General features: G+C 42.8%; 15 protein-coding genes and 1 tRNA gene. 9 read left to right on the top strand and 7 right to left on the bottom strand.

All coding sequences use genetic code 11. The annotated features are described in order from the left end of the window. Positions 1-12: 12 nt before the first annotated feature. From ftsZ to EO131_RS10290, 4 genes are all read left to right on the top strand, one after another. On the top strand, positions 13-1,977 hold the full coding sequence (gene ftsZ, locus EO131_RS10305) for a cell division protein FtsZ (RefSeq protein ID WP_127021554.1): 1,965 nt from the start codon (positions 13-15) through the stop codon (positions 1,975-1,977). Positions 1,978-2,077: 100 nt separating this feature from the next. Next, positions 2,078-2,530: a GatB/YqeY domain-containing protein gene (locus EO131_RS10300; protein WP_127021552.1), complete on the top strand. Its 453-nt coding sequence runs from the start codon at positions 2,078-2,080 to the stop codon at positions 2,528-2,530. Between the two features lie 8 nt (positions 2,531-2,538). Beyond that, positions 2,539-2,865, top strand: a complete 327-nt coding sequence (locus EO131_RS10295) for a GIY-YIG nuclease family protein (protein WP_313790034.1) — start codon at positions 2,539-2,541, stop codon at positions 2,863-2,865. Further along, a tRNA-Arg gene (locus tag EO131_RS10290) sits at positions 2,866-2,939 on the top strand. Positions 2,940-3,012: 73 nt separating this feature from the next. Here the strand turns inward: EO131_RS10290 and EO131_RS10285 are convergent. Next, positions 3,013-5,403: a 7TM diverse intracellular signaling domain-containing protein gene (locus EO131_RS10285; RefSeq protein ID WP_127021550.1), complete on the bottom strand. Its 2,391-nt coding sequence runs from the start codon at positions 5,401-5,403 to the stop codon at positions 3,013-3,015. A gap of 342 nt (positions 5,404-5,745) precedes the next feature. On the opposite strand from EO131_RS10285, the gene EO131_RS10280 reads away from it, so the two are divergent. The 5 genes from EO131_RS10280 to EO131_RS10260 all read left to right on the top strand — a co-directional run bounded on the left by EO131_RS10280 (position 5,746) and on the right by EO131_RS10260 (position 9,172). Further along, positions 5,746-6,189 (top strand): YHS domain-containing (seleno)protein, encoded by a 444-nt coding sequence (locus EO131_RS10280; protein ID WP_127021547.1) that lies wholly within the window; start codon positions 5,746-5,748, stop codon positions 6,187-6,189. Positions 6,190-6,280: 91 nt separating this feature from the next. Beyond that, the gene (locus EO131_RS10275; protein WP_164731668.1) at positions 6,281-6,931 is read left to right on the top strand and encodes a LysE family transporter; all 651 of its coding nucleotides are present in this window, start codon (positions 6,281-6,283) and stop codon (positions 6,929-6,931) included. Further along, a complete protein-coding gene (locus tag EO131_RS10270; protein ID WP_127021544.1) occupies positions 6,928-7,419 on the top strand; it encodes a DinB family protein in 492 nt (163 codons plus the stop codon). Before EO131_RS10275 ends, EO131_RS10270 begins: the two co-directional genes overlap by 4 nt. After that, positions 7,407-8,123 (top strand): NRDE family protein, encoded by a 717-nt coding sequence (locus EO131_RS10265; protein WP_127021542.1) that lies wholly within the window; start codon positions 7,407-7,409, stop codon positions 8,121-8,123. The genes EO131_RS10270 and EO131_RS10265 overlap by 13 nt, the downstream gene beginning before the upstream one ends. A gap of 5 nt (positions 8,124-8,128) precedes the next feature. Then, positions 8,129-9,172 (top strand): ATP-grasp domain-containing protein, encoded by a 1,044-nt coding sequence (locus EO131_RS10260; RefSeq protein ID WP_127021540.1) that lies wholly within the window; start codon positions 8,129-8,131, stop codon positions 9,170-9,172. An 8-nt stretch (positions 9,173-9,180) separates the two neighbouring features. Here EO131_RS10260 and EO131_RS10255 read toward each other — a convergent pair whose 3' ends face one another. The 6 genes from EO131_RS10255 to EO131_RS10230 all read right to left on the bottom strand — a co-directional run bounded on the left by EO131_RS10255 (position 9,181) and on the right by EO131_RS10230 (position 13,563). Further along, on the bottom strand, positions 9,181-9,654 hold the full coding sequence (locus tag EO131_RS10255) for a glutathione peroxidase (protein WP_127021538.1): 474 nt from the start codon (positions 9,652-9,654) through the stop codon (positions 9,181-9,183). Between the two features lie 17 nt (positions 9,655-9,671). Continuing rightward, positions 9,672-10,016, bottom strand: a complete 345-nt coding sequence (locus EO131_RS10250) for a hypothetical protein (RefSeq protein WP_241243826.1) — start codon at positions 10,014-10,016, stop codon at positions 9,672-9,674. A gap of 42 nt (positions 10,017-10,058) precedes the next feature. Beyond that, positions 10,059-10,853, bottom strand: a complete 795-nt coding sequence (locus tag EO131_RS10245; RefSeq protein ID WP_127021536.1) for a cation efflux transmembrane domain-containing protein — start codon at positions 10,851-10,853, stop codon at positions 10,059-10,061. 16 nt (positions 10,854-10,869) lie between these two features. Beyond that, entirely contained in the window at positions 10,870-11,853 is a 984-nt protein-coding gene (locus tag EO131_RS10240) for a YpdA family putative bacillithiol disulfide reductase (protein ID WP_127021534.1), read from the bottom strand. After that, on the bottom strand, positions 11,853-12,512 hold the full coding sequence (rpe, locus tag EO131_RS10235) for a ribulose-phosphate 3-epimerase (RefSeq protein WP_127021532.1): 660 nt from the start codon (positions 12,510-12,512) through the stop codon (positions 11,853-11,855). The genes EO131_RS10240 and rpe overlap by 1 nt, the downstream gene beginning before the upstream one ends. A gap of 187 nt (positions 12,513-12,699) precedes the next feature. Beyond that, positions 12,700-13,563 carry a sigma-70 family RNA polymerase sigma factor gene (locus EO131_RS10230; protein ID WP_072878578.1) on the bottom strand — a complete coding sequence of 288 codons (864 nt, stop codon included), beginning with the start codon at positions 13,561-13,563 and terminating at the stop codon, positions 12,700-12,702. Positions 13,564-13,653 lie beyond the last annotated feature (90 nt).

Below are 13,653 nucleotides of genomic sequence, written 5' to 3'. Positions count from 1 at the left end.
AACACGACCGTTATGAGTAAGAACACAGAATTTGATAACATCGCTTTTGATTTGCCCAAGAACAAGAGCAACGTAATAAAGGTTGTTGGAGTAGGTGGAGGAGGTAGCAACGCTATCAACCACATGTTCCAGGCCGGTATCAATGGTGTTGATTTTGTAATCTGTAATACCGATGCCCAGGCACTCCAAAACAGTTCCGTTCCCAATAAAATCCAGTTAGGGGTTTCCTTAACAGAAGGATTGGGGGCCGGTGCCAATCCTGACGTTGGGGAACAGGCAGCATTGGAAAGTATGGAAGATATCAAAGCCATGTTGGAACAGAATACCAAAATGGCGTTCATCACGGCAGGTATGGGTGGAGGAACCGGTACTGGTGCCGCCCCTGTCATTGCCAAATTGGCCAAGGAAATGGACATCCTTACTGTGGGGATTGTTACCATGCCTTTCCAGTTTGAAGGCGCCATGCGTAACAAACAGGCACAGTTGGGCATAGAAAAATTGCGTGCCAATGTGGATTCCCTCATTGTCATCAACAACAATAAACTGCGTGAGGTATACGGCAATCTTGGGTTTAAGGCCGGTTTCTCAAAAGCAGATGAGGTATTGGCCACTGCGGCAAGGGGTATCGCAGAGGTAATTACGCATCACTATACACAGAACATTGACCTTAGGGATGCCAAAACGGTATTGTCCAACAGCGGCACGGCCATCATGGGTTCAGCCACGGCATCCGGTTCGGCAAGGGCAACTGAGGCCATCATGAAGGCATTGGATTCCCCATTATTGAACGATAACAAAATCAACGGGGCCAAAAATGTATTGTTACTGATAGTTTCGGGCAGTCAGGAAATCACCATTGATGAAATCGGGGAGATCAACGACCATATCCAAATCGAGGCCGGACATGGTGCCAACATCATTATGGGTGTGGGTGAGGATGAGACCTTGGGTGAAGCGATTGCGGTTACCGTTATTGCCACTGGGTTCAATGTGGACCAACAGGACACTATCGTGAATACCGAATCCAAAAAAGTGTTCTACACCTTGGAGGATGAGCAGATTGCGGAGCAAGATCTTACCCCAGAGGCAACTTCGGTCCAAGAGGTAAGGGTGGAGCGACAGCCAGTTGAAGAACCAGAACCATCCATTGTAAAACATACCTTGGAAATTGAGGAAGTGGAGGAACCAAAGCCACAGCCCAAGCCAATGGATTCTGACTTGATACCCACATCGAGCTATATCAGAAATTTCAATGTGTTCTATGAGGAAGTGGTACCCGAATATGTGGAAGATGATTTCATCATCATAGAAGCGAAGAACATCATCAATAATATTGAGGTGGTGGAACCAGAGGTCGTATCACCAAAAGCGAATGAGGACCAATTCACCTTGAGCTTTGATTTGCCATTGAATGAGGTTGAGGAAGAAGAGGAGGAGAAAGAACATACCATTACCTTCAATTTGGATGATGGTATCGGCGATGTAAAAGTAAATGAGTACGTGGAGGTAAAACCGGTACTTGAATACAAAAAGGAAGGTGAGACTAGATACAACTTGGAGGAATACATGGAATTGGAGAACAAGTTGACCGGTGCCAAGTCCTTGGCAGAGACCCACGAGCCCAAAATGGTGGAAAATGAGTTGGTATTCGAAAAGAAAACCATAAAGGTGGAAACCGAGGTCAAGGAAGAAGAGGATAACGGGAATTTGGACCCAATGAACAGTTCCATTAGCGAAATCCTCAAAGATAGGGCCGATGAAAGAAGGAGAAAGCTTAAAAATTTCAATTACAAGTTCCAGAACAACAGGAGCAGTATTGATGAAATTGAAAAGCAACCTGCCTACAAAAGACAAGGGGTGGACCTGAACGATGTTCCCAAGGAGCAAAAAGTTTCCAGGACCACTTTGAGCGAGGATAGCAACGATGATTTACAATTGCGATCCAATAATTCTTTCCTACACGATAATGTTGATTAGTAGTGTTTAAATTAACATCCATTTTTAATGGAAAGCATGAACCCGGAAGTGATAAACTTTCGGGTTTATTTTTTATCTTCGCAGCCCAAAATAGATGGAAATGGGTTTGCAGGATAAGGTAATGACAGAAATGAAGGCCGCCATGAAGGCAAAGGATACCATTGCCTTGGAATCATTGCGTGCCATAAAATCCGCCATTTTGTTGGCTAAAACCGATAAAGGGGCAGGTGCCGAGCTAACCGAGGACGAGGAAATTAAACTTGTTCAAAAGTTGGTGAAGCAACGTAAGGACAGTGCTGCTATTTATACCGAACAAGGTCGGGAAGATTTGGCCGAACCGGAATTGGCACAGGCAGCCATCATTGAACAATTCCTACCGGAGCAATTGACCGAGGAGGAAATTGAAAAAGTGGTGGTCATGACCATCGATTCCATTGGTGCAACCGGTATGCAGGATATGGGGAAAGTAATGGGCATCGTGTCCAAGGAATTGGCAGGCCAAGCCGATGGCAAGACCATTTCTGCCATAGTAAAGGCTAAATTGAGTTCATAATACAAGAAGTGAAGGCCCAGTACCTGCCCGTCCGGCAGGCGGGGTTCAACTGGATACCTGCCTGCCGGCAGGCAGGGAATATCAGAATTAAAATGGCATATTTTGCATATGTTTTAAGAAGTTTGATGGACGGCAGACTTTACAAAGGCCATACAAAGGACGTTCAGAAGAGACTATTGGAACACAATTCAGGAAAAACCAAATCCACTAAAGGATTCATGCCTTGGGAATTGGTGTATTTTGAAGAGTTTGAAACGAGTGCAGAAGCGAGAAAAAGGGAACAATATTTTAAAACGGGAATAGGTAGGGAATTTATAAAAATAAAATTGAAATAAGGCCCAGTAGTTCAACTGGATAGAATATCAGATTTCGGCTCTGAGGGTTGGGGGTTCGAATCCTCCCTGGGTCACTACCATTTCAAATGAAAAACCTGAAAATCATGTATTTTCAGGTTTTTCTGTTTTTTGGATATCCCTTAAATTTTAAGCTACACTATTTTTAGCCGAAATGTGTTTGATCATTTTGGAATATACCAATGCACCGTTTACGGGTTTGGTGACCAAATCATTCGCTCCCAATCTTAAGATTTCTTTTCTGGTTGTGCTGGTATTGTCCGCCGTCAGTACCAAAATAGGTATTTGGGGATTACACGGTGCCTTACCTTCCCTAATGATTGCCGTGGTTTCAAATCCATCCATTTCAGGCATTTGAAGATCCATCAGAATAAGGTCGAAGGTGTTGTTTTTCATAAGCTCCAAGGCCTCTTTCCCATGATTGGCAATGGTCAGGTTGGCGTTTTGCCATTTCTTGAACAGTAATTTGACCACCGTTTGATTCATTTTATTGTCTTCCACCAAAAGAATATGGGACCCGTGCAGTCCATTGGTAGATTGCTCTTCCATATCCACCTGCTCTAGTACCATGGCATCTTCATCCACCTCAAAGTTTAGGTTCAATTCACAAGTGGTTCCGTTGAGGTCGTTGTTGTCGATACGAATGGTGCCACCCTGAAGGTCCACATAGTTTTTAACAATGAACAGTCCAAGACCCAATCCACTGTACTCCCGTTTATCGGTAAAGGATTTTTTGGTAAAGGATTCAAAAACAGTGCTCATTTTTTCTTTGGTGATTCCAATACCGGTGTCCGTAATGTTAATGGTCAATGAAATACGTCCGTCCCCATTTGTTTTGCCGGCTACGGCTAGTTTCACGCTCCCTTTGTTGGTAAACTTGATGGCGTTGTCCAATAAATGATTCAATATCTGCACCAATTTTCCTTTATCCCCAACAATTCGGGTGGGCAAGTTTCCCGGAAGTGATGTCCTAAAATCGAGATCTTTGGCTTCAGCCTTCTTTCTTTGGACTGCAATAACCTTATTAAGGGTATCTTGAAGATCAAAGGAAACCTCTTTCAGTTCCTGGTCGCCTTTTTCGATTACAGTAAAATCCAGGATATCCTCTATGTTGCCCAATAAGTTTTTGGAAGAGCTCAAGATCAATCGGCATTTTTCCTGCAAATCCTCCTCTTCATTGTTTTGTTGTAGGGCAGAGGCCACACCCATGATCAGGTTCAGAGGGGTTCTAAGTTCGTGACTGATGTTAGACAAGAATGAGGATTTGATTTCATTCATATCCTCGGCCCGCTGCAGGGCCAATAATTGGTTTTTTTCGTTTTCCCTGCGAAGGTCACGAATCCGATTGCTCATCGAAATGGACAGAAAGATGATTTCCAGCCCGATGCCAAATTTTGCCCCATTGTTGGTAAAGAAAGAGTTTTCAATAGTGTTGAAATTGTTGAGAATGAAAACGATAAACCCACCTACCAAAAAGGAAATACCTACAATGAAATAGGGATCTATGGGTACTTTTTTCCACTTCAAGGTCACAATGGAAGCAATCATATGGGCCAAAACCAAAATACCAATGCCGTTGGCAAGAGGGTAACAATATGCAAAAAGACCGGGTATTAATGCCATTATTCCCAAACCTGCCAGTATCGCCATAGTCAATATCTGACTGCTTCGATGTAAAAAAGGGCTGTTCTTTTTAAGATCCAAGAAGGTGTCCCCGTACTTGCTGAAAAAGAACAGGGAAATAAATGCGGTCAACAAAACTGCCTTGTCTGATACCCAACCGCCTTGTGGGGCAATGTATTGATGAAAAAATCCATCCAGGGAAAATTGCATCAAAGCGATAAAAAGCACGTAGAGGCCATAATAAATAAAGGCCTTGTCCTTTAGGGCAAAAAAGAAGAACAGGTAAATGATACAGGCCAAAATCAAAATGCCATAAAAGAATCCATAAAACACTTGCTCCTTGTAGGTCAAATTGAAAAACTGGTCTTTTTTATAAACATCCAAGGGGAACATGACCACTTCACCATCACTTTGAATATGAATGTAGGCCGATACTTTTTGAAAAGGTTCCAATTGAACATCGAAAATGGATTTACGATGTTGGACCGACTTTTGTGAAAAGGGTATTTTATCGCCACTTAATTGTTGTTCCACATGTCCGTTCCGATCAACAAGATATAGGTTGACCACATCTGTTATGGGCCTTGCCGTTTCTATGTAGTACTCTGCATACTCCGCAGTAGTATTTTCAATGTCAAACTTTAACCAGTAGTTTTCATTGGAAAAACCAATATTTTCTTTAATGCTCGTTAGGGGAACAAAGGTCAGACCTTCATCCTGTAGTATTTGATCAAACCCATATTGCTTTGTCCCTGCCATAAAAATGGAGGTTTTGGGGCGAAGCGAAAGTGAATTTGAATCCAAGTCTGCAACGGATTGCGCAAAAGCGGCAATGGACGTGGTCAAAAAAAAGGCCAGTGACAGCACATTCGCCGTCATAGTTCTGTTAAGGCGCATAAAGTAGGCTTTGTTGATACTGCCCTTTGGGAAGGCAAGTTTCAGTTTGTTGGTTTTTTAAAATACTCTCCTATGGAAAATACATTCAAAGCAATAAAAAGAAGAGTGAATTAAGAAGTATTAAGGATGTTCTGCAGAATATCTCGATGTTCGGAGTAATTCTTTTGAGCGGCAAATGGGAGATCAATGCCATTTTAGCGCTTGAGAATCTGTAGAGGTAAAGTAAATATTTTGAAGACTTTTGAAAGGAATACCAACCTTTTGTGACTAATTGTTCCAAATCCATCCAATGAGTAAGATCTTGGCAGGAACAATGTTAAACATCTGTAAAAGGGAAATCCTATGAGAAAAATAGTGATGCTTTTGATTTTGGTATTCGCCGTTAAAGCACAAGCACAAAGTATCGATTACAATACCAAAAAAGGCTATGCAGCTCACGGGTACGATGTAGTTTCCTATTTTGATGGTACACCAAAGGAAGGGGTGAAGGAGTTGACCTTTACCTATGATGGGATAAAATACAAATTCGCCAATAAGGCGAATCTCGAAAAATTCAAGAACAACCCAACAGCTTTTTTACCCGAATACGGTGGATACTGCGCCTATGCAGTTGCGGTGAACGGGAAAAAGGTAAATGTAAATCCTGAAACCTACGAAATTCGGGACGGCAAATTGTATCTCTTTTACAATGCCGGAAAAACGAACACTTTGGAGTTATGGCTAAACGAGTCTCCAAACACCTTAAAGGTTAAGGCTGACAAAAATTGGGAGAAAATAAAGAATTAGTAACTTTTTGGGAAGTTTTACGTCAAACAAGGTATATGGTCATCCTGTTTTAAGGGACAGGGAGCCAATTTCCATAGAAAATCCCAAGGCAGTGAACGGAATCAAAGTTTGTTTATCAGGTTTGGCCATCAGTTTTATAGGTGCTTTGCCATTTGGCACGCTCAACCTGACCGCTTTCGATATTTCTGCCTCCCAAGGAATTGTACCGGCCCTTTGGTTTGCGTTTGCCGTTGTTTTCGTGGAACTCTGTGTGGTTCGATTGGCACTATTTGGTAGTGAGCGGATCAAAGTCAGCCATCAGCTTGAGAACTATCTTTTTCCACTAGCTATTTTGTTCCTGTGGTATTTGGCCTATTCCAGTTTTACGGGGCCCATTTCCAATGGGGAAACCATCGCCAAAGCGGGAATTTTGGTACAAATGCCATCACCTTTTGTGTTGGGCCTACTTTTAAGTGCTGTAAACCCACTACAGGTGCCTTTTTGGATGACATGGAACAAGGTACTGCAAAGCAGGGGCATTCTTCAATCAAGCAAGAGGCACTATGTTTTCTATTTGATCGGGATCGGGTTGGGAACCATTATAGCCTTGGCAACGTTCATTGTGATTGGCGCCTATTTTTTCGACCGATACAACGACTATAACGCAATAACGAATATCCTTATAGGGTCTGTTTACCTTGGATTTTCTTTCTATCTTTTGTTTCTACTTATCAAAAAACGACTAAAAACCAATAATCAATGACAATGTTTAAAACTTCCTTGGATACTTTGGAGCAATTCAAACAGGTGTTACTTACCCTGCCAAAGGATTGCTATGCGCAGCAATGCAAGGTGCTTTCCGATTCCACAATAGGCCAACACACCCGTCATATCATAGAGTTGTACCAATGTTTGATCAATGGGTACGATGCTGCCGATGTATCCTACGATCGAAGAGAGCGCAATGTGCGTATAGAACGTGAGCTTTCATTTGCCATTGCCCAATTGGAACATATCCAACAACAATTGGAACGGCCCAACAAAACCATCAAGATCAGTTATGAATTGGCAGGTGAGGAAACTTTTATGGATTCCAATTACTACCGTGAAGTAATGTACAACCTGGAACACACCATTCATCACCAAGCCTTGATAAAAGTGGGCATTGAACATTTTACGGCGTTGGAACTGCCTGCCTCCTTTGGGGTTGCTCCATCAACCATGCAATATCGGGAAACATGTGCACAGTAAGTTTTATTCCTTCGGGCAATCGTTATTTTATCACTTCCAATAGGGATGAGCACGTTTCCCGACCTGTGGCCTATCGGCCACAGTTTGAGACGAGAGGTGGTTCCCGTGTGCTTTTTCCAAAAGACCCCAAAGCTGGGGGGACATGGTTTGCATTGAATGAAAATGGGGTGTCCGTGGTCTTGCTCAATGGGGCATTTACGCGACACATCTCCAATGGCTCGTATGCCAAGAGTCGGGGATTGGTGGTTTTGGATGTGGCCTATTCCAATGAACCTAAGGACTTGCTTTGGAAAATGGACTTAGTTGGGATTGAACCCTTTACCTTGGTGGTGTTCGACAACGAACTGTTGGAGTTTAGATGGGATGGTAGCCAAAAATATTTCAGGCCATTGGATCCGACCAAAAATCATATTTGGTCTTCGGCCACCCTGTACAAGGATGAAGTCATAGCACAACGGGCCCAATTGTTCGATCGGTTTATGTGCAATAACCCGAAAGCGGCACCTGACGATGTGGTGGATTTTCATTCCAATAATTATGACGATTTTGAGAATGGTTTTATCATCAATAGGGAATCCGGTCTGAAGACCTTTAGTGTTACCCAAGCAGTTCTTGGGGATGAGGCTCTTCTGATGCGCCATTTCGACCTGATGAACAATGCTTCCTATGAAGTTCCGTTCAACGCCAACCAACTAACTTATTAGGTGCAATGGATGCTTTAAAATTATGGTGGCACCGGGCAACACATTGGGAATATTGGCCTTTTTGGCTGATCTATTATCCTATGTTTCCTGTTTGGCTGTATTATGCCCTAAAAGCACGTTCGCTGTTCTTTTTCAATGCGGCCAACCCGGCCATGAAAAATGGGGGTATGGCCATGGAATCGAAAATGGCCATCTATCATTTGATTCCGAAGCAATGGATTCCCAAAACGGTATTTATCCCAAAAGATCAATCCCCAGAAGTGGCCCTGGAACGGATTTTGGCATCTGATATAGGGTTTCCCTTTATCGCCAAGCCCGATATTGGCATGAAGTCTTTTGGTGTGGAAAAAATCCACAATAAGGAAGAACTTAAGGATTATGTACTGTGGAGCCCATCCGACTTTTTGGTTCAGGAGCTTATTCCCTACCAGAAGGAGGTTGGGATTTTTTATGTACGAAAACCAGGTGAAGAAAAGGGGTGCATCACGGGGGTCGTATCCAAGCAATTTTTATCGGTTGTTGGGGATGGGGAGAGCACTTTGCTGACTTTGATCAAGAAAAACCCGCGAAGTCATTTGCAGTTAAAATCACTTCGAAAAAAGTGGGGTGATCAACTTAACAATGTGCTGAAAGCAGGGGAAGTTAAAATATTGGTGCCTTATGGAAGCCATACCCGAGGTGCCATGTTTGTGGATATCAGTCATAAAATCAATGAAAAATTGATTGCGACCATTGATGGGGTCTGTTCTCAGATAGAGGGGTTTCATTATGGAAGGTTGGATGTATTGTACCAATCCTTTGAAGAACTTTGTGAGGGGAAAAATTTCAGTGTGATCGAGATCAACGGCGCTGGAGGCGAAGCCACCCACATTTACGATCCCAAACATTCCTTGTTTTGGGCCTGGCGTGAGGTGTCAAGGCATTGGGGCTTAATGTGTGAGGTAAGTATCCGAAATCACCAAAACGGACATGCGTACTTAAGCTTTAAGGATGGCCGGGCCATGTTGCGGGAAAATGGCGCTTTGCAAGCCCAACTACGGATTGTTTGATTCTTTAATTATAACAGCTCCACAATATAATCCTCCATCGACTCAGGGGTGGTAATGGGGGCAAATCGCTTTACCGGTTTTCCAGTTTTATCGATTATAAACTTGGTGAAGTTCCATTTGATGTCGCTCCCCAAAAATCCGCCCAATTCCGATTTGAGGTATTTAAAGATAGGGTGGGTGTTTTTACCGTTGACCTCTATCTTGGCGAACATGGGAAAACTTACGCCGTAGTTTAATTGGCAGAATTCCTCGATTTCTTCGGCATTTCCTGGTTCTTGGTTCCCGAATTGGTTGCAAGGAAACCCTAGAATCACCAAGCCTTGGTTTTTGTAGATGTCGTACAACTTTTCCAATCCTTCATACTGCGGGGTAAGGCCACATTTGCTGGCCGTGTTCACCACAATAACGGTTTTTCCCTTATAGGTTGACATGGATTCGACGGTTCCATCCAAACGTTCTGCTTCAATATCATAAAATCCCATAATGCATTCTTTTTTTGTTATGATTGTTCCCCAAATAAAGGTTGAAGAGCGTTTTCCAAATCGTTCATGGAATTCGGGTCAATAATCTGGGTGTTGATGATGAACTCCTTGTCTTCGGTCTTAAGAATATAATCCCCCGCAAATTTTTTGAACCGTAACACCTTGGCCAACTCAATTAGCTTACCAAAGAGCCCATTTTCTTTGATTACTCCATTCTCAATACTTAGATATCTGTAATGCTTTTGGTAACCGTACATTCCCAAATAAATCACCGAAAGTACCAACCAAGTGTAGTCATTCCATCTTAATTTATCCTCGGTAATGTAAGCAACAAAAAAAAACGATGCCCCAAACGAGACCAAAAATCAGATTAAAGTTCAAATGCCTTTTTCTATAGGCAATTTTCATTTTCCGAGTCTTAAAATGCGAATAGCGCCTTGGACGACCAATACAAAAACAATGCTTCCGATAATAAGGTCGGGCTTGTTCGATTGTAACCAATTTACTAAAACTCCCGCACATATGACCCCAATGTTGATGATTACATCGTTGGAAGTGAAGATCATACTCGCTTTCATATGGGCTTCTTCCTTGCTTTTGGATTTTTGCAGTAGGTAAAGGCATATGCCATTGGCAATCAAGGCCAATACGGATACCACAATCATGGTCTCAAAATTAGGCATGGCTTCTTTTCCCAAGAAACGGCGTAACACTTCTACGAATCCCAGCATGGCCAACACCAGTTGAAAAACTCCGGCCAATTTGGCAATCCTTTTTTTGCGGATCAAAGTTCCCCCAACTGCAAATAAACTGATGCCATACACAAAGGCATCTGCCAACATGTCCAGGCTATCGGCCACCAAGCCCATGGACCGGGAAACCAACCCGGTGGTCATTTCAATGCCGAAAAAGGCAAAATTGATGGCAAGGACCGTCCAAAGTAATTTTTTCTGGTTGCTATTTTCTTCAAAAAGGGTCTGTTCGGTAAACTCAGTGGATATCATCTGACTACCAAGATTCAATTCACCGATTGATTTTTCAATTTGGGCTAGGGAACCTTCATGAAATACGGTCAATTCTCGATTTGGTATGTCAAAGTCAAGATTTTTGATGCTGGCAGTACCGTCCAATTTCATTCGGATAAGATTTTCCTCCGAAGGACAGTCCATTTTGGGAATCCTAAATGTTGTTTTTTCCATTTATCGGCACTTTGGTTTAATGTGCAACGCCCGATTGAGTCTTCTTTTTTATGGTGTTCATGATGATCGGTGCGTGTATCCTGGAATTTTCGATAAACCATTTATTGGTTTCCATACCACCACAGATCACGCCTGCCAAAAAGAGCCCTTCAATGTTGGTTTCCATGGTTTCAGGATCATAGGATGGCAATCGTTTTTCGTCTTCGGAAAGTGCAATCCCCAGTTTTTCCAAAAACTCAAAATTAGGCATGTAACCGGTTAGGGCCAGCACAAAGTCATTTTCGAGGGTTACATCGCCATTGGGAGTGGTAACAATGATGGCAGTTGGGGTTATTTCCTTTACTTCGGAGTTGTAATAGGCTTTGATACTGCCTTCCTCAATTCGGTTAATGATATCAGGACGTACCCAATATTTTACCCGTTGGCCCACTTCTGGACCTCGGATGATCAACGTAACCTCTGCACCCTTTCGCCAACATTCCAATGCCGCATCAATTGCGGAATTACTGGCTCCTATCACCGCCAGTTTCTGACTGGCATAAAAATGAGGGTCGTTATAATAATGGGACACTTTTGGCAAATCCTCACCAGTAACATTAATGCGGTTGGGCAAGTCGTAGAACCCTGTGGCAACCACTACATTGTTCCCTTTGTACTGTGCTTTGTTTGTGGTAATGATGAACCCATCCTCTTGCTTTTTCACATGGGTCACCGTTTCGAACAGATGAATGTTCAATTGGTTGGAGGTCACGATCCTACGGTAGTATTCCAAGGCCTCATTTCGTTTGGGTTTGGCCTCTTTACTGATAAAGGGAATTTCATCGATTTCCAGTTTCTCCGAAGAGGAAAAAAACTGCATGTTCACCGGGTAGTTGAACAATGAATTTACAATCGTCCCTTTTTCGATGATGATGTAGCTCAATCCTTGTTTTTTGGCTTCCAGCCCACAGGCAATTCCAATGGGTCCTCCTCCAATGATTACAACATCAAATTCCTGCATTATGCTATTTCCGCTTTAAGGTTTTTAATCGTTTCAGTAGGGTTATCGCTCTTGAACACAAAACTGCCTGCTACCAAAGCATCAGCGCCTTTCTCCACCAATTTTTTGGCGTTTCCGGCGTTTACCCCGCCATCAATTTCAATCAGTGCTTTGGATTTTTTTTGGATGATCAAATTTTTAAGGTCGGATACTTTATTGTAGGTGTTTTCAATAAAGGATTGCCCTCCAAAACCGGGGTTCACGCTCATCACGATCACAATATCGATGTCCTGAATGGTATCTTCCAATAAGCGGACAGAGGTATGGGGCGTTATGGCCACGCCGGCCAACATACCTTCGGTCTTGATGGCCTGAAGGGTTCTGTGCAGGTGTGGACATGCCTCATAATGCACACTAAGATGGTCCACACCCAAATCGGCAAAGGTTTTGATATAGCGATCTGGATCCACGATCATCAAATGGGCATCGAGCGGTTTTTTGGCATGCTTGGCAATGGCTTTCACCACGGGCATTCCAAAGGAAATATTGGGGACAAAAACCCCATCCATTATATCCAGGTGAAACCAATCGGCATCACTTTGGTTGACCATTTCAATATCCCGTTGAAGATTGGCAAAATCGGATGCCAGGAGCGAAGGAGCGATAATCTTGTTGTTCATATTACAAAGTTAGCCAATTACCACTTTCCTAAAATGAAAAAACTCCGGTAATCAGCCGGAGTTTATTCATCAATCAAAAAACGAACAGTCATGATAAACTGTTATATCTTACTAAATTACAACTTTCCTGCCAAAAATCAAATTTAAGGATAGTTTAACTGTAATTAATTTGGTTAAAATTCACAAATTATCCCAAATACGTCTTTAAAATCTTGCTTCGAGAGGTGTGTTTCAAACGTCGGATTGCTTTTTCCTTGATCTGACGAACACGTTCCCTGGTAAGGTCGAAGGTTTCCCCAATTTCTTCCAAGGTCATGGAATGTTGACCTGCCAAACCAAAATAAAGTCGGATAACATCGGCTTCACGAGGGGTAAGGGTCTCCAAAGCACGCTCGATCTCGGTGCGCAAGGATTCGTGCAACAATTCCTTGTCCGGGTTAGGGGATTCCCCACTGCGCAATACATCGTACAGGTTGGAATCTTCACCATCGATCAACGGCGCATCCATGGATACGTGGCGACCGGAGTTTTTCAAGGATTGTTTTACATCTTCCACGGTCATGTCCAATTCTTTGGCAATTTCCTCGGCAGATGGGGTTCTTTCGTGTGCTTGCTCCAAGAAAGCAAACGTTTTGTTGATTTTGTTGATGGAACCGATCTTGTTCAAAGGCAAACGCACAATACGGGATTGCTCAGCCAATGCCTGAAGAATGGACTGACGAATCCACCAAACGGCGTATGAAATAAATTTAAAACCACGGGTTTCGTCAAAACGTTGGGCGGCCTTGATCAATCCCAAGTTCCCTTCATTGATCAAATCGGGGAGGGTTAAACCTTGGTTTTGGTATTGTTTTGCCACCGAAACGACGAACCTTAGGTTGGCTTTAGTCAATTTTTCCAAAGCTACCTGGTCTCCCGCTTTAATTCGCTGTGCCAACTCCACTTCCTCATCAGCGGTGATCAAATCCACCTTGCCGATTTCCTGCAAATATTTGTCCAGCGATGCGGTTTCCCTGTTGGTAACCTGTTTTGTAATCTTTAATTGTCTCATCTAAATTTTCCCTTCATTTTTATGTTTGTGAACCGAAGCTCATTAGGTTATACGTAGAAAAAAGTGAAAAGTTACATTTTGGTACACTTT

It is taken from the genome of Flagellimonas beolgyonensis (assembly GCF_003992615.1).
GTDB classification, from domain to species: Bacteria; Bacteroidota; Bacteroidia; order Flavobacteriales; family Flavobacteriaceae; genus Flagellimonas; species Flagellimonas beolgyonensis.
Note: the sequence above shows the minus strand (reverse complement) of the source record. Positions and strands in the feature narration are given on the sequence as shown.